We start from the raw sequence: 18,435 nt of genomic DNA on the forward strand, positions 1-18,435 counted from the left end.
ACGGCATGCGTATGGCTGCCTTTTAAATTATTTATCATACATTTGTATTGATTTAAGTTGATACTCTGTGAAATTTTCAATTTGAATTATGCCGGATAATGTAGGGGTATGTTATCCGGTTTTTTATACTCATTACTCCATAGGCTTGCTGTTTAAGGGGGTTACGCTAAAATAATAGCAATCATCTTGTTTCACGAACTTTACGGGAATCATCTTGGTTAATCCGTTCAAGACTTTTTCCATATCATCCTTCAAATCCAGTTTACCCGAGCAAGTCAGGCGTTCCAATTCCGGTTCCCATTGGATCGGTTTTCCATAATAATCCGACAATCGCTGCAATATGACGGATAGACGTTCTTTTTTATATTGCAACAAACCATCTTTCCAGGATATATAATCATATACATCTACAGTCTGAATATCCACATCGCCGGCCGATGTACACCGGAACCGTTGATTAGGAATCAACTCGGCTTTCCGGCCTGCTTCCGTGCGGACATGTACGGAACCTGTCACCAATACGACATCATCCGTCTCTTCATGACCATACGACTTGACATTAAAGGAGGTTCCCAACACCTCGACAGCCATCCGGTCTGTTTTCACAACAAAGGGATTGCCTTCGTTGCGGGTTACGTCGAGAAAGACTTCGCCATCTACATAAATCTCCCTCTTATCGCCTTTGAACGAGACGGGAAATATGACATGCGATCCGGCATTCACCCAAAGTTTGGTGCCGTCAGACAGCAACAAGGTGGAATGTTTGCCTTTAGGTACGATTAACTGGTTATAGGTAACTGTCGCCTCTTTTTCTTTTTTATCGCCAACTGCCTTTTTATCCTTATTTCCCTCCATTACCGTTTGGGAATTGACCTTGATTTGTCCTTTATCGTCGTATTTGACATCTGTATTGTCTTCTTCAAATCTCATTTGTTTGTTGTCCGACAACACCAGGCAAATGTCTGATCCGGGCTGTACATTCTTCTCTTTTTTGAAAGCGGCAATCATATCAATCATATTATCTCCCTGCCGGTTGCTTTCATAAAAGAAATAGAGCGATACACCCAACAAAATAAATACACATGCCACGGCCGAGAAGCAGGCGGCATAAAGCGTCCGTATTTTTTTCTTCAGAGAACTTTTATTTTCTATTTCTATTTTACTCCACAATGCTTCTTTTTCTTTACGAAGGAGTTTTTCTTTAGGAGAGTGTACTACCTCGATAAAAAAAGCCGCTTCTTCAAAATCCTGTGCCGACAAGTTGCCACTTTGTATCAGAAAATCCCAAAACTCGCGGCTCTCCTGTGTAGGATGCAAGATAGATGATATGAAATAATCATCCTGCAATAATTCATCTACTGTATATTTCTTATATTTCTTCTCCATCTTGTTAATCCAATAATCAATTTATCAAAAACGAACAAATATATCATTATGCATGAGTTCTCTTATCTTCAGGATAGAGCGATGAACCAGGTTACGTACAGATTGATTGTTCATGTGCATCAGTTCTCCTATTTCATCGTACGACATCTCTTCTACATAGCGATAATAGATCACTTCGTTTTGCTTGGGCGACAAGACCTGCAAAAGTTTTTTCACCCTGGCAACATTATTACTAGCAGTCTCATTTTTCAGAAACTGGTCTTCTACGGAATATTCCGTTTGAAAAACAGGTTCTATTGTCTCTATCTGATAATATTCAACACTTTTTTTGAACAGATCGAACAGTTCGTTTTTCAACGATACAAAAAGGTAACTTTTTATATTATTTACTTTCCTTTGTTTGGAACGATCTTTATATAGAGAGATAAAAACCTCCTGAATACAATCTTTAACCGACTCGCGGTTGGTGGTAAAGTGCATGCCGTAGGCGAACAAGTCGTCTATATACAGGTTGTACAACTCTGTATATGCTCGGTCGTCGCCTTTAAGAAAGCGCTTCCATAGACTATCTATGTGCATCTGGTCGCTCATTTTCCTTTATTTATTATACAGACTTTAATATTAAAAAATTGTACTCAATTTCTTACTGAAATTTTTCAAATTTTATTTCCAAGAAGGAGAATTAGTCGGGGAACTACCTATATTACGCCATTCCTTACAAGTGGAACATCACTGAAGGCAGAACATACAAGAATGCAGCCGATCTGTCACAGACCGGCTGCATTGGTTATCACACAATTCTATAGCATGAAAAAAAATGTAAAAATGTATTAGTCATGGTATATTTTATACATGTATAAATGTTTAATCGAATACCGGTATCTTCAATAACTCGCCGTCGTGCATGGCCGATTTGTGGGCAATGATACCAGGGATGGTGTAAGCCAGCGCTTCATGTACATCGACCCCGGGCTTGCGGTTTTCCACAAGCGAGCTGATGAACTCGTGGGTAATGAAACAATGCGAGTTGCCGTGTCCACTGATATGGCTGATCTTTCCGGGCAAGCCGGTCTTCCAGAAGGGTTTCATTTCGACAAAGTGCATTTCGGGTTCGTCGACAACGAAACCGCCTTCGTCTTTGCCCTGCATTTCGCTGGAGACTACCTGATGCGAGCCCAGGCCTTTATATTCGGAATAGTAACTCATTTTGTCGCCATGCCACTGGCCTCTTTCAACGCCTACCAGCGCACCTCGCCAGCATACTTCGCCCATGAAGGAGTTGCCCTTGTCGGTACGGAAGAGTGCAGTCTCATTCCAGAAAGGGTTACCATAAGGGTTGTTGTTCAAAAGCGGGCTTCCGTCGCCCCAACCGTTGCAGGCTACGCTTACGAGTCTTTCGCCGGTAACGGCGATCAGGAAAGAGGTAACATGCGTAGGGTATAGCATCGGTGGAAGGCCATGCCGCCAGGTCGGTTTCTTGTTGTCGTCGAAATACAAGGTTTCCAGGCCGGGATGATAGTACTGGGCCGCACTGCTGAAGATGTTTCCGAACTTGCCTGCGCGATAGAATTCCTGTGCCATCATGGTTTCTTCGCGGTAGGTGGTTGTTTCGGCCATCATGTACGTGAGTCCGGAACGTTTCACGGCTTCAAACAACTGATGGCATTCTTCTTCGTTCATGGCGGCCGGAACGGCGCAGAGCACGTGTTTGCCGGCCTCGAGGCATTGGATTGTGTGGCGCACATGGTCGGGTGCCGGAGTGAAAAGGGCTACGGCTTCGACTTTGGGGTCGCGGAGCAGTTTCTCCAGCGATTCGTATGATTTTTTACATTGGTAGACTTCCATCAGTTTGTTTCTCCGTTGGGTGTCCAGATCGCTCACAGCTTCAACGATGCAGTTGGGATGTTCGTGGAAGAAAAAACCTAAACCGAAGTTGCCTCCAACTACGCCCAGACGGATTTTCTTATCCGAAGCGAGTGGCTTGGCAAATGCGAAGCGTGGCGAAACGCACATGGCTGCTGTGGCCAGTCCGAACTGGCTTATGAACTGTCGTCTGTTTATCTTTTCCATATTCTTTTATGTATTAAAAAATGTGTTTTAAATGGGTATTAAATAATTCGGTCAGCAATTAAAGTTTGGCTTTTTTAATTAACAGGTGATCCATCATGGCATTATAATAGTTTTTGTTATTGCATAGCGGATAGATGACGTAATGCTTTCCATCGGTTGCATCGGTAAATGTATTGCGCCCCGTTTCGGTATCAATGAATATATTTACTCGTTTGAAGCCCAGCCGGTTGATTTTACCACAGGCATATCCGGCACACCATACGCCGAAAGGGTCCCAGGCAAGCCGTCCGGTATCGGTTCCGAAGGCGTATAAGGCACGGGTTACGATGTCTTTGCGTTCGGTGTCTACCTGTTGCAAGCCGGCGCCGCATACGAGCAATCCGCCTACATTGTTGGTGAAAAAGAGTATCGGATAGGGCCAATTCTTGCTGATATAATCTGCCGCCGTACGGGCTGCGGGGGCAAACCAGATGTTGTTGCAACGCCCTTCCGGATAGGTTGCGCCTACGACGTAGAGTTGTCCGCATTTTCTTTTGACGAGTTCCTGGCCCGTAAGCTCGGAGTATTCGTCAGGTTCACTTTTCAGCAGGCACTCGATGTTGGTGGTGTAGCCGGTTGTAACGATATCGACTGGGGTATCGCTTTCGGCGAGTATTTTGCGGTACATTTTTACAGCTTCGTAGGCATCCACCTTACCATCGCTATATTCGGCCATCAGATCCCAGTAGGGTGATTCTTCAGGCGGGTTGGCTACCGCGCTTTTTCCTATCAATACATCGGGCTTGCCTTCGTGAAGGAGAAAACCGCGCAGGGCATCGAGGTTATTGGGTCCGTTTACGGAAAAGGCTACTCCTTGCAGGTCAATGATGCCGTCGTCGTCGAGTGCTGTTGCGATCCGCAGGGCACAAGCGTCGTCTACATCGGTACACATATCAACGTCGACGATCATTTTTTTATGGGGAGTTGTATTCAGGAAGAGTTCGTCCGGATTTCTGTTTATATTCAAATCCGTCTGGCTTCCGTCGGTTTGGCAACTTCCCAACAGGATAGTTGCCAACAATAGTTTATATATGTGCTTCATGGTTTATACAAAATTTTAATTGCTTTTTATCCACTCGCCACCGGAAGGCGGAAGGTATTGAAAATCGATTGGGTACCAGCAGGTGGCAAATCCTTCTTTCAAGCGGTTGGAAAACACGAGGTCGAAAGAATGAATACCTTTTTCGAGGGCGATCTGCGTCTTCTGCTCATAAAAGCGGGAAGAGGTGGGATTACAGATTACTAGTCTTTGTGCAATCCACAACTCATCCGCGTTCGATTTAAAAGTGTAAATACCCGTCTCCGGTACTTCGATTTCGCCGGAATAGCATGCCAGTCCGGGGGTTTTGAAATCGAATTTATTGTTATTATATGCAGCAAAAGAGTTTATTATCGTATCTGTTTCGTATACTGCTTTTGCAAAGTCGTTATGATCCTTAAAAAGGCCGTTTGCCAGCCGGAGGTGGATTCGTCCGTTGCAGATACCGTCGACTGCGGGTCTGGGTGTTTGCTTGTCAACGTTTATGGTACGTATCGGACTGAGTTTGCCGCTTGCAGTCTTTGTACAGACTTTGAGTGTACAAGGCTGGTGCAGTACTAACCGCTCCGGCAAAGAGGGAGCATGCATGTCGGGAGTTGATCCGTCTGTCGTATAGACCATAGGCAGGGAACGGCTGTTTTTAAATTGCAACACGACAGAATCTCCGGTAAAGACTTTGTTGGTCGTCAATTCTCCTTCCGGAAGCGGAATGTGGTAATTGATGCCTTTCAAATCCAAACGGACCTGCATGTTTTCCAGACGGCGCAGGAAGTCGTCCCAGTTTTTCTTTTCGGGTGTTGTCCAGGCTGTTTCCGCCAAAGCCATGGTTCGGGGATAGAGCATGTATTCCAACAGTTCTCCGGAGGGCGTCCATTCGCTCCATAAGCATGCTTGGGTACCGATTACATGTTTTCTTTTGTCGGGAGCCAACTCTTTTGGAAGCGGCTCGAAATCGTATACGTCTTTCAGGTAAGATTGTCCGCCCATAGCAGCCGGTTCTACTTCATCGGCGCCTTGTGCAGCACATAGGTAGAGACCGTCGGCCATGGAAGCCATAACAACGTCGTGGCCTGTGGCTGCTGCCTTGGCTCCGCATTCGGTGCCTTTCCAGCTCATTACGGTTGCATCTTCAGGCAATCCGCCTTCCAGAATTTCTTCCCAACCGATCATGCGTTTACCCAACGTACCGGAGATAAAACGCTCCATCCGTTTGATGGCATAGCTTTGCAATTGTTCTTCCACCGAGTGCTCCGGAGTTGGGCGGAGGTTCAGCCTTTTGGCTAATGCCTGGCAACGGGGACATGTTTGCCAATATCTCTTAACACATTCGTCTCCCCCGATGTGTAAATAGCGGGCTGGAAATAGTTCAGCTATTTCCGTCAATACATTTTCCATAAAAGTGAATACGGAGTCGTTGCCTACACAAAAGACATTCTCTTCATAGCCAAAGACCTGTTCACTTTTAAAAGGTCCGCCACTACATGACAATCCGGGGAAAGGAACCAGGGCCGACAAACTGTGTCCCGGGAACTCTATCTCGGGTATCACCTCTATATGATGACGGTCGGCATAGGCTACCAGTTCTTTTATATCTTCTTTTGTATAATAGCAAGGACCGTATAACTCTTCATTATATGTTTCCTGTACGGCAGAATATTCAACCAGTTGCGGATACTTATCGATAGCTATACGCCATCCCTGATTATCCGTCAGATGCAAATGCAGGCGGTTCAGTTTAAGCATGGCCATCACGGATATCTGTTTTTTCAGTTCTTCCACGGTAAAGAAATGGCGGCTCACGTCTATCATCACTCCTCTGTAACTGAACCGTGGATGGTCTGCAATTTTAACAGCAGGAACAGATAGTTTCATTTTCAATGGTTTCGCACTTTCGATTTCTGCCGGTAAGAGTTGGAAGAATGTTTGTATGGCATAAAACATACCCTTTTCTGTGGCGGCCGAAAGTGATATTTGCCGGTCGTCTACTTCTATTTCGTATCCTTCTTCTCCCAGGTTTTCATTCGTTTTGAACCTAATGCAATTATTGGAAGAGTTATCCGAAAAAGAGAGTTTATATCCGCTTGCTTCTTCCAGCTTATTCATTAATATAGAGGCTTCTTTTTCCCAATCACCATTTTCCAATGATAAAGTGGTCGAGTTGCTGACAGGAAAGACGCCTTGTCGAACTTCCAGCTGTAAGGGTTCCGGTATGATATGTATTCCGGAATTGTACACTTTATCTTCCACAGAAAGATGGCAGGATATGAAAGAATAAAAAAACAGATATACGAAGTATCTTTTCATTTTGAGTTATATCTTACATGTTAGGAGTTATAAAGCGGAGGGAGGTCTGTCGACCTCTCCCCCTCTTATTTTAAGCAGAAAATCAATATGCTATTTTTTCTTTGGGTCTACTTCCAGGATCGTACCCCCGATATAGCGCTGACCGTCGTCTTTGGTTATATAGTAAACGACCAGTACTTTGTTATTATCTAGCACAACCGGCCATGAATAGCCCACGTCTGTACCGGGTCCGTTATCATCACGAAGTATGATTTCCTCTGCGGTTGCAAAGTCTGTACATTCTGCATTTAAAATCCGGGCCCGTACGCCACAGGGTTTCTCCCGGTAACCGTATGTCAGAAACACGCGGTCGTCCGGTAGCCTTACAGCCGCCAGCGGGTGTCCGTAAAAACCCATCGGTTGCCATTTAAACGTTTTTCCACCGTCTGTAGAACGAGCGATGCAGGCACGTGTTTCCGGGTTCTCGGTACGTATGAATGCGACTATATCTCCTTTAGGTGTCTCATAAACAGAAGCTTCATTGAATATGAATTTCTCATGAGTTGCCACGATACTTGCGTATTGCCAGGTCAGCCCTTTGTCGTCCGAATAAAGCAGATGGTTGGAGGTTTTTGTAAGCGGGTAATCATCCATAGCAGCCACTACCCAAAAGATTCTTCCGCTTTTACCTTCATACAGGGCACCTCTGTTATAGGAGGATATGGGGTTTCCCATCGGGTCTTTATAGATTCCGCCTTTCACAGGGGTGGGATAAATGGGACCTTCCCATGTCTTGCCGTTATCCAAAGAACGCATGATATATCCGCCCAAAGCAACCCAGCCTCCTTCGTGGTAGACAGGTTGCTCCAACTGGGCAATGGCATCTTCCCGGAGATGTGTCCAACCGTAGCTCGTACAAAGCAACGTTCCGTCTCTCAGTGTCAACAGACAGGGGTCCTGGGATCCTCCAAAAGGATGTGCATAAATTAATTCGGGATTTTTTGTCCAGGTTTCACCATCTTTGGAACGGACCATTACTAAGTAACTATTCAAATCGGTATGTGTCGGGTACGGCTCTTTCAACATAACCCTGTTAGGGGCACGGCGGAAGGCGACCAGATAATCATCACCGCTTTTTACAACAGAAGGAAATGCTACGTAAAACTGCGGGTCGTCGTATACAACCACATCTTTTATTTTTCGTACTCCCGGCTGTTTGTTCAACTCTTTTGCCAGTATATTGCCTGAAAAGCAGGAGAAAGCAAAGAGTATTATCAAAAATATTCTCATTTTTTTAGTATTTGTTTTGTATTATAGACTTCAATAATAAAATTTTGTACTCAATTTTTCTTTGAGAATTTTACTATTATTGGTCAGTTATCGTATCCCGGGTTTTGTTTTACCATGGGTTCTTTACTCATCAAATTATCGCTGATAGGGAATAATTTCAGATAATCTTTTCCTTTCTTATTCTGAAGAGACGGAACCAAATCGAACGCTTTGTCAAAACGTAATAAATCCCACCATCTTTTACATTCAAAGGCAAACTCCAACAAGCGTTCTTTCAGAATCACTTCATCATTATATTCTTTTGAACCGTTGACAAAGACATGTTTGTCGAAGTTTTCTCCATATGCTCTTTTTCTTATCTGGTTGATTTCATCGGAAGGATCCATGTCTAAGGCATTTTTCGCTTCTGCCATCATCAGGAGAACATCAGCATAGCGGTAAAGAATAACATGGCTCATAAAGTATCTGTGTCCGGATTCAACCAGTCCTTTCCCCTTCATACACACGCTTTGATAATATTCCCGGTTGCCAGCTTCGTCATAGGTATATATTTCATACAATGTGCCTGCCTTTCGGGTATCATCGGGATCATACGAGTCGACCAACAATTTCGTGGGGCAAGTAAGCGCCTGACCGCCGCCTGTCGGGAAAAGCATATTTCTGGTTTCATCATCGATATTTCCCGGAACGCCTGCCTGGATGATCCAAGTATGCCAATAGAAGTTATGATTTCTTTCGTCTTTCTGATAATGAGCACAAAATAGAAGTTCCGAGTTGAACTTATTGCTTACATCAAATATTTTACCGAAATCAGCGATCAAATCAACTCCCGGTTGCTTAACTTCCTTCAAAGCATTCAAAGCAATTGTGAAATCCTTTTCCCCTCCATTCAGCCGTTTTCCCGTCCAAAGATAAACATCACCTTTTAAAGCATTTGCCGCTGGTTTATTCCAATAGATTCTTCCACTGGCAGGCGCGCCGCTATTCGGATGGTCGGCAAAGAGTTCAATCGATTTATCGATATCACTTTTGATAAGTGTGAATACTTCTGCGACAGACGATCTCTCTTTGTAAAGCACTTTAGGGTCTGTACCCTCAACCGGTTCGGTACGGATAATCAAGTCTCCCCAAGAGCGGACCATTACATAGTAGGCCCAGGCTCTCATCACATAAGCTTGTGCCAAATAATAGTTTTTATCTGCCTGGGAATTAAAATTGACACCTTCCGCATATTTGATAATCAAGTTACACGAATTGATTAACGAATAGAAGGTTTTCCACTCAGCCCCGACCGTTGCGGAGGTAAGCGTATTATTAAAATAAATATCATACCCACCGGCACTACCTGCTGCATTCAAACCAGTTGTCTCGGCACGGGATTCGCCCAATAAAAACAATTCTTCGTCAACTTCTCTCAAGTGAGTATACATTCCCTGAATTGCAGCCTTGATATCTTCTTCTGTTTTCCAAAATGAATTGCCACTGATTACACTCGGTAGTTCTACATCCAGCACATCACAACTTACTAACGAAGTAAACAAGACGGCTATTATTGCGTTTCTAATTATTCTGATTCTATTTTTCATAACGTCATGTTTTTAAAATGTAAGATTAGCTGAAAAAGTCACGTTTCTAGGCATTGCATAGCGCCCGTTATCGGTTCCTCCATCTTCAGGGTTCAGCCCCTTATAACTTGTAATATACAAAAGGTTGCTACCTGTTACGGATACACGTACATTACTGATTCTCGCTTTTTTAAATATCTCAGGCAAGAAAGAATAAGAAAGAGTCACCTCACGGAAACACAGGAAATTACCCTTTTCGTAATACATCGATCCGGGTCTTGCTCCCGTTGCATTACACTGAGTAAAATTACCTCTGTAAAAACGAGGATAATCCGTTACATCTCCTTGCTTTTTCCAGGAGTATTTTACAACATCCTGCGTCATATTGTTGCTTCCGAACAACGTGTAATCCATAAACATCCTCGCCCAGTTATAAATCGTATGTCCGGCTGTATAGTCTGCCCTTACATAGAAGTCGAAACCACTGAACGACAAATTACTGGAAACACCGCCCGTCCATTTCGGATATTGATTTCCTATATATATCCGGTCTTTCGAATCGATCTTACCGTCACCGTCTGCATCCAACCAATTTACATCACCTCCGAACTTTGTTCTGTCTTCAATAGTTATAAGCATGTCTTGCGGAGCTTTGGCTGCCTCTTCATCAGTTGAATAAACACCCAATTGTTTATATCCGAACATATCCCCCATAGTTCCTCCCTCCTGCAAGCCACCTTGCCAGGTATGTTGTTTTTTGGATGCATCCCATACATATTCACCTCCGATACGATTGTTTTCCACACCGTTTTCCGGTAACTCCAAGATCTTGTTCTTTACCCTCGATGCGTTAAACCCGATCGTCCAACTGCCATCTTTCCCAAAACGGAGTACTTCGGCATTGATTTCCAGTTCTACACCTTTATTCTCGAGGCTTCCCAGATTAGTATAAACCTCCCCCAGACCTGTAGATGGCGGCAACGTAAGCATTGTAATCAAATGATCGGTCTTCCTTCTAAAATAATCAGCCGTAATATTCAGTCGGCCATTCAAGAATTTAAAATCACCACCGATATCGAATGTCTTCGAGCGTTCCCATTTCACATCATTATTTGCCGGGATACTGATACGGATAGCAGGATTTCCGAAAAATGTCTGTCCCACACTATAATTACCGTCAGCGGCCCAATCGGCAAGTCCGTTGATATTACCGTTCACACCATAGCTGGCACGCAATTTGGCTTTCACGATTTTCTTCAGTCCGTCCGGATAAAAATTCTCCTGGTCAATATGCCAACCTCCCGAAACTCCCGGGAAAAATCCGTATCTGTTATTACGTCCTAAGTTAGAGGCGCCATCATAACGGGCACTAAAGGTCAACAGATATTTGTTTTTGTAATTGTAATTAATTCGTCCGAAATATCCCATCATCTTATGCATAGTACTCGAACTTGAAGCCTTGGTTCTTTCCGCAATACCGTTCACAGTCGTAATATTATCCGTAGCCCCGCCTCTACCGGCAGCTTCGATCGAATCGATAATACGTTCCGTGTAATTCAATCCTAACATGGCAGACAAATTGTGATCTTCCCAAAACGTCTTCGTATAGTCCAGTACAGCGTCTGCCTGATAATGCGACCATTCGGTATGATAGGCAGAAGCCTCTCTCGTTTTTATCTGTTGACTCGGTCCATTCCAATACGCCGGCATAAAACGGTTTTTATCGGTATTCGTTTTATACAAGGCGATTTGAGGTTTGAAGGAAAGCCCTGGCAAGATCGTCCAATCCGCACCCAACGACAACGTATAGTTCTCCGATTTATCCGTATATTTCGCAATCGACATAGAATATAACGGGTTACTCATCCCCCATTGCGCACCGGGAGCATACGAGCCATCCTCAAAATAAATCTTGGCAGTCGGGGCTAAACTAGCATTTCTGAAAAATGAAACATCGGTGCCGAAAGGCGATGAATGCGTTCTTGTATTGGAATAATACACTCTTCCCGTAACGTTCAAATTATCCAATACCTTTACTTCGCCATTAATATTGAAAGAAAAACGATTATAATCCGTTGCACGCAATGTACCTTCGTTTTTCAGATAACCTATACCGGCCAGGAATTTTGCCCGTTCGGAACTACCACTCACTTCGGCGTGATGGTTATGTGAAAAGCCGGTGCGATAAGCCAAATCCGACGTCTTATTATCTTGGAATATCAATGTCTTAGAAGGATCTACAGGATCCGGCATGCTTTGCCAACCCTCATTCAGTTTATGTCGGTTCGAATCATTCAAATACTGTGTGGTGAATGCTGTTTGATTGGTTAAATCATTTCCCGTACCATAACCATGTGCCATCCCTAATTCGCTGCTTGCATCCGGGAATTTATCCTGCATGATCATACCCGTACGATGCATAGTCAGATAATCTTTAGCATTCGCCATCTTATATTTCTTCCCTATCGTTGATATGGTAAAGTCATATGAATAAGAAACCGAAGCCTTACCAGCCTTAGCCGACTTAGTCGTTACGATAACAACACCGTTCGAACCTTTCGCTCCGTAAATGGAAGTAGACGCAGCATCTTTCAATACTTGTATAGACTCGATGTCATTACTTGACAAATGATTGATGTCGTCGCGCGTAATACCGTCGACCACATATAAAGGAGCAGCCCCGTCCGGGTTCTGAATAGAAGTACCGCCACGTACAACAATACGGGGAGCTTCACCGGGTTGTCCGGAAGTACTTTGCACCCTCACACCGGAAACCGATCCTTGCAAAGCAGACGCCAGATTACCATAAGGCACGCTTTCCAACACCTTATTATCAACCTTTGAAACAGATGTCGTCAACAATTCACGTGATTGCGTACCATATCCGATCACGACTACTTCATCCAAAGCCTGTGAATTTTCCTTTAGAGTAATATTAAACTGGTTTTTCCCTCTAACGGATATTTCCTGACCGTCATATCCGATATAGGAAACTAGCAAACTACTGTTATTGCCTACTTTGAAAGAAAATCGACCATCCATATCCGTAATAGTTCCGTTAGTCGTTCCTTTCTCTGAAATATTGACACCGATAACAGGTTCGCCTCTTTCATCAACAACAACTCCGCTAACTTCTTTTTTTCCTGTCGATTTCGGAGTTTGCACAGAAGAAACAGTTATCAAAATTTTATTACCCGATACCTGATATTGAAGATTTCGTTTCGATAGTATATCAGTCAAAACACTTTTCAGTGACCGTTCTTTCACTGATACTGTAACGGGGGCTTTTCCCACAAGATCAGCATCCCGATAAGAAAAACGGTAAGTTGATTGCTTTTCTATTTCTTGAAAAAGACGAGGCAATGTGACATTCTTTAGTTTCAGGTTAACATTACCTGTTTGCGCATTCGCTGGTATAGTTGTTAAAAAGATAAAACTTAGTACAAGTAACAAGTTTGTTACACAAAAATTCGTACTTTTACGTCTTAACTTAATTAAGTGTTGAATAACATTCATAATAAAAAATTTAAAGTTGACTTTTAGTTTTTTTACTGCTATGCCATCACATAGCTTCGCGAAACTGAATTCGACGATTTATCCGGAGAGCCTGCCCGCTTTCCGGATATTTTTTCTCTTTCCTATGTTTTCATAATGCTTATTTTTTTAAGGTTAACACTCTATTTATTTGTCGCAAAAAGTTGAACTTCATTCCCTTTTATTTTGTAATCAAAACCATAGTGCACTTTCAATATATCTATAACCTCTTCAATCTCTTCCTTATCAAACACACCGGTATAGGTATCCTTAACAAGTGAGGAATCCATAATTTCAAAAGAGACACCATATTTCCGCCCTATTCTCTTTAATACTGCATCCATCGGTTCCGACCTGAACACCAGTTCTTTACTTACCCAAGCAGTTTCCAATACATTCGAAGTCGTTATTTTCTTCATTGTACCCGTTTTTTTATCATAAATGACTTTCTCGTTAGGAACTACATTCAGCCTCTCAAAAGGCGGACGAACAGAAGAAACAGTAACACTCCCCTGCACTAATGCCATTTCCAATATATCCTTATTTGAATAAGCATATACATTGAACGAAGTACCCGTTACTTCAATATCCATAAATTCGGTATTCACTACAAATTTCTTTTGCACGTCTTTTTGTACATCAAAATATCCTTCACCAGAAAGAGATACACGCCGGTCTTTTTTCCCAAAATCCTGTTTATAAGAAAGTATAGACTCTGAATTAAGCTTTACAGCTGTTCCATCCGGTAAAGTAATTGAAACCCGCTCTCCTTTTCCGACTTTAACTTCCATGATTCGGTCCGCCAACTGAGTAATTTCACGGTTATCTACATATAAATAAACTGACAAGCTTCCCATAATCAGAAATGCTATAGCCGCAGCAATTTGTCGCCAGTTAAATTTTCTAATTTTAGGAGCTGGTATTATGTTCATCTCCTGCCGGATACGAACCAATAAACTTTGGGCATCTTCAGACGATAAACTTCCGTTATTATCCCAACTATTCCAACTATCAAGCAATACAGGGAAAAGTTCCTCATCCGAATGATTATTGATTTCTTTCCTGAGTTCACGAAATTCTTTCCGACTAATTTGTTCAGTCTGATATTTCGTTAACCAATCTTTCAAATTTCTATATAATGATGTACTCATAAGCTGGAAATTTCGTTCGTTTATGAGTAATATCCTGAAAGGTTAAATTTATAACATACGCTTCTGCATGCTATAAAACATATTTTCAGAAATAAATCGTGAAAAGTATAAATAAATAGGAATAGTTGGATAATTCGTTGCGCAACACTTTCAATGCAGCTGAAAGTTGGTTACGCACCACTTGCTCCGTTATAGATAGCCGGGAAGCGATTTCTGTAACGGAAAGATTATATTCCTTATTCAAAACAAATATCTCCCTTTGCCGGGGTGTCAGTTTTTGCTTGGCAACTTCCAACTCTTTTAGAAAAAGGTCGAAATCATATTTAGCTTCTACGTTATCAGTCGAAATAAGTTCTTTTTTAAAATCCAGGTAATCCTCCATCTGCGGATGATTCAACTGACGACGAAGTTCTTTCAATAAAAAATGATAGGAGATAGTAAATAAATAAGCCTTAAAAGAGGCATCCGGATTAATACTCGTTCTATTAGACCAGATCTTTACAAATGTTTCCTGCACGACATCTTTCGCCGCACTGTCTGATTTCAAATAAGAGAACGCAAAATGGTAAAGTCTGGAGGCCCATAGGTTGTACAGAGCATTAAAACTAAACTCTGATCCTTCGATTAACTCTTTTAATAATCTCCTTTCCTCTAGCATGCTTTCTCCATTTCCATATTAACGGTCACAAATATATAAAATAATAAACTTCATTCATCGGCAAATCAATTTATTGCATGTTCTTCTGGCAGTAAAAAAGTAATTTAAGCATGTAAATGAAAAAAGGATACCCCATGCTGTGAGATATCCTTTCTTCCATATTTTACTTCAACATTATTTGCTGAAATCCCTCGGAGCCGGAACCGGAGCCAACGGTTTACGGTTCTGAAGATCTTTCATTACTTCTTCGATAGCCTTGTTCAGCTGCTGGTCTTCGCCATTCCATTCCTTAATCGGATCATTGTCGATCAGGATATCCGGGTCAACACCATGGTTTTCGATAATCCACTGACCCGTCTTCGGATCATAGCTGGTGAAGAAAGGTACACGGATATCTGTTCCGTCCATGTAAGGCAGTGGGCCGCTAATGCCGACGATACCACCCCAGGTACGGGTTCCAATCAGCTTACCCAGTCCCAAAGCACGGAATCCCCAGGGGAACAAGTCTCCATCCGATGCAGAATATTTATTGATCAAACAAACCTTCGGACCCACCTGTACGGCATCCGGAACAGTACCGATATGGTTCGAACCACGACGCATGGTCAGACGATACGGTTCGCGGGAAAGACGTTCCAGGATCATCGGAGATACATTTCCACCACCATTGGCACGGTCGTCGATGATCAAACCTTCCTTATCCAGCTGAGGATAGAAATAACGGGCAAATTCATTTAATCCGTCTACGCCCATATCCGGAATATAGATATATCCTACACGGCCGTTAGTCGCTTTATCCACTTTCTTGATATTATCCTGTACCCAGTTGTAATGATACAACGAATATTCTTCAGCCAACGGACTGATCACAATTTTACGAGCTCCCCCCAATTCAGGCTTGCTGTTCAACGAAAGTTCTGTCGGGATACCGGCTTTACCAACCAACAAAGAATACATATCCTTTACACTGTTAGTCGGAATCCCGTCGATTGCAACGATAAACTCTCCGGCTTTCGCCTCGATACCCGGTTCTGTCAACGGAGAACGCAGGTCTTTACTCCAGGATGCTCCCGGTAATATCTTTTCCAGACGGAAAAATCCACTCTTGTCACGTGAAATCTCAGCACCCAACAGACCGGTCTGTACACGTTTCGGACGATCTGTTTCACCAGGATTCACGTAGGCATGGCCGCAGTTCAGTTCGCCAATCATTTCACCGATCACATAATTCAGATCCAGACGAGTCTTCACGTAAGGAAGAAGAACGGCATATTTTTCTTTGATCGCTTTCCAGTCCACACCATGCATGTTCTCCACATAGAAACCATCCCGGTAAGCACGCCATGCCTCATCGAATATCTGTGCCCATTCTTTCGGATAATCCACCGTAATCTTCATATTGGAAAGATCGACTGCATTACTCAGATCAACACTGCCGGAAGGTATGTCGGTCACATAGATCTGTCTTCCTTTATAGAAAAGGGCTTTTTTACTTCCCGGAGTAACAGACATGGAAGCTCCGTCAGCAACAGTATCTTCTTTTTGTTTTTTCAGATCGTACACTTTTGTTCCGCCGCGACCATAATACCAGACTTTTTCGCCATCCGAATAAAAATTGCCATAATAAGAACCCGGTAAAGGAAGTTTGATAATACGGTCGGTTATACCTTCCAGATCAATCTTTACACCGGTTTCTGTCGAAACATCTTTCTTATCTTTATCTTCTTTCTTTTTATCCTCTTTCTTAGCCGTTTCTTCTTTAGCAACTTTTACTTCGGCATCTTTCTGAAGGAATGGAGAAGGAGTATCTTTTTGAAGCAACGTCAGATAAACACCTCCCATATTGTTATAAACATGGTTCCATTCCAAAGAGCCATAAGTCGGATTAAAGTCACGTGAAGAGGCGAAGATCAAGTATTTTCCGTCTGTACTGAAGGCCGGAGAATGAGAGTCGTACCATTTATCCGTAACAGGATATTCCTTACGTGCAGCAATATCATAAACATACACAATACTCACCTGATTTTCCGCCGGACGGCTATAAGTCAGCCATTTACTATCCGGAGAGAAGGTTACGTCGCGTATCTCCGCCATCGGGTTCTGAAACAATACGGTTGTTTTCTTTCCGGCTACATCAAGCAGGTTTACCCGGTTCTTACGATCGGTATAAACAATTGATTTTGAATCGGGACTCCATTCAAAAGAACGGATATAAGTATCGTTATCTTTTGTCAGTTGAACAGGTTCACCACCAGTGGCATCCTGAAGGTAAAGTTCTGTTTCGCCCGTACCATCCGAAATATAAACAATATATTTTCCATCAGGCGACCATTGGGCTTCACGGTCATGTTGTCCGGGCGAACGGGTAATATTCTTTGTCACGCCTTTTTCTACAGGCAGGTTGAAAACTTCACCACGAGTAGTTACTACCACACGTTCCCCATCAGGAGAAATACTAGCATTGGTAAGGTATGACGAACCGTCTTTTATTTCACTACGGGCATAGATATTATCGGAAGCCAGTTTGATCTCTACTTTTTCCGGCTTTTTCGCCGTAGCATCCATTTTATAAATATAACCACCGTTCTCGAATACGATAGTATGACCATTTGCACTCGGGAACTTTACATCATATTCTGTAAAATCAGTGACTTTACTCGTTTGTTTCGTTTTTGTGTTATAAACAAAGATATTCATTGTCCGGTCTCGGTCAGAAAGGAAAAATATTTCATCATCGATCCACATCGGAATAATATCCTGAGCCACATTGTCCGTTATATTTTCGACAGACTTCTTTTCCGGATTATAAATCCAGATATCGTCAGCCATACCTCCCTTATAATATTTCCAGGTACGGAATTCACGCATTACACGATTGTAAGCCAACTGTTTTCCATCCGGAGAATAACTACAGAAACCGCCTTCAGGCAAAGGTATAACTTCTGAAAGGCCTCCTTCTTTATCTACTGTATATAATTTACCGTCGAAGCCGCTACTGATGCGGTTGCGGTAAACAATACGACTGCCGTCGGGTGTCCAGGCTATCACGATATTGTTCGGTCCCATGCGGTCACCCAGGTCATCACGTGCATTAGTCGCCGTATAGGTTACACGCAAAGGTTCGCCTCCGGTAGAAGGAATAGTGAACACTTCCGTATTTCCATCATACTGTCCTGTAAAAGCAATTGTTTTACCATCAGGAGAAAAGCGAGGAAACATCTCATAGCCGACATGCGAAGTCAGACGTTGAGCTTCACCTCCTTTTGCAGGAACTTTATAAAGATCGCCGGCATACGAGAAAACAATCTCATTACCATTCGTTGCCGGGAAACGCAACAGGCGTGCATCGTCCGCCGCCATCATCAAGGCAGGGACACCGGCTAAAGCTAGCAAAGAAAGAATAAGTTTCTTGTTCATGTT

General features: G+C 42.9%; 11 protein-coding genes. All 11 read right to left on the reverse strand.

The features are described from left to right. Positions 1–132: 132 nt before the first annotated feature. The 11 genes from K6V26_RS20595 to K6V26_RS20645 all read right to left on the reverse strand — a co-directional run bounded on the left by K6V26_RS20595 (position 133) and on the right by K6V26_RS20645 (position 18,432). Positions 133–1,386, reverse strand: coding sequence for a FecR family protein (locus tag K6V26_RS20595; protein WP_010801423.1), 1,254 nt, complete (start codon positions 1,384–1,386; stop codon positions 133–135). Between the two features lie 24 nt (positions 1,387–1,410). Continuing rightward, positions 1,411–1,965 carry an RNA polymerase sigma factor gene (locus tag K6V26_RS20600; protein ID WP_044215198.1) on the reverse strand — a complete coding sequence of 185 codons (555 nt, stop codon included), beginning with the start codon at positions 1,963–1,965 and terminating at the stop codon, positions 1,411–1,413. 285 nt (positions 1,966–2,250) lie between these two features. Continuing rightward, positions 2,251–3,399 (reverse strand): Gfo/Idh/MocA family protein, encoded by a 1,149-nt coding sequence (locus tag K6V26_RS20605; RefSeq protein WP_224263709.1) that lies wholly within the window; start codon positions 3,397–3,399, stop codon positions 2,251–2,253. A 115-nt stretch (positions 3,400–3,514) separates the two neighbouring features. Beyond that, complete coding sequence (locus K6V26_RS20610) at positions 3,515–4,537, reverse strand: nucleoside hydrolase (protein ID WP_224263710.1); 1,023 nt, start codon at positions 4,535–4,537, stop codon at positions 3,515–3,517. A 15-nt stretch (positions 4,538–4,552) separates the two neighbouring features. Then, positions 4,553–6,838: a family 20 glycosylhydrolase gene (locus K6V26_RS20615; RefSeq protein ID WP_195586130.1), complete on the reverse strand. Its 2,286-nt coding sequence runs from the start codon at positions 6,836–6,838 to the stop codon at positions 4,553–4,555. Between the two features lie 90 nt (positions 6,839–6,928). Then, on the reverse strand, positions 6,929–8,107 hold the full coding sequence (locus tag K6V26_RS20620) for a sialidase family protein (protein ID WP_195586129.1): 1,179 nt from the start codon (positions 8,105–8,107) through the stop codon (positions 6,929–6,931). A gap of 83 nt (positions 8,108–8,190) precedes the next feature. Continuing rightward, the gene (locus tag K6V26_RS20625; RefSeq protein ID WP_046145660.1) at positions 8,191–9,693 is read right to left on the reverse strand and encodes a RagB/SusD family nutrient uptake outer membrane protein; all 1,503 of its coding nucleotides are present in this window, start codon (positions 9,691–9,693) and stop codon (positions 8,191–8,193) included. Positions 9,694–9,705: 12 nt separating this feature from the next. Continuing rightward, positions 9,706–12,837, reverse strand: a complete 3,132-nt coding sequence (locus K6V26_RS20630; RefSeq protein ID WP_224263711.1) for a SusC/RagA family TonB-linked outer membrane protein — start codon at positions 12,835–12,837, stop codon at positions 9,706–9,708. A gap of 512 nt (positions 12,838–13,349) precedes the next feature. Beyond that, positions 13,350–14,357: a FecR family protein gene (locus K6V26_RS20635; protein WP_010801415.1), complete on the reverse strand. Its 1,008-nt coding sequence runs from the start codon at positions 14,355–14,357 to the stop codon at positions 13,350–13,352. An 85-nt stretch (positions 14,358–14,442) separates the two neighbouring features. Continuing rightward, a complete protein-coding gene (locus K6V26_RS20640) occupies positions 14,443–15,015 on the reverse strand; it encodes an RNA polymerase sigma factor (RefSeq protein ID WP_129698682.1) in 573 nt (190 codons plus the stop codon). A 174-nt stretch (positions 15,016–15,189) separates the two neighbouring features. Continuing rightward, on the reverse strand, positions 15,190–18,432 hold the full coding sequence (locus tag K6V26_RS20645; protein WP_224263712.1) for a S41 family peptidase: 3,243 nt from the start codon (positions 18,430–18,432) through the stop codon (positions 15,190–15,192). Positions 18,433–18,435 lie beyond the last annotated feature (3 nt).

Source organism: Parabacteroides goldsteinii (assembly GCF_020091425.1).
Lineage (GTDB): Bacteria > Bacteroidota > Bacteroidia > Bacteroidales > Tannerellaceae > Parabacteroides > Parabacteroides goldsteinii.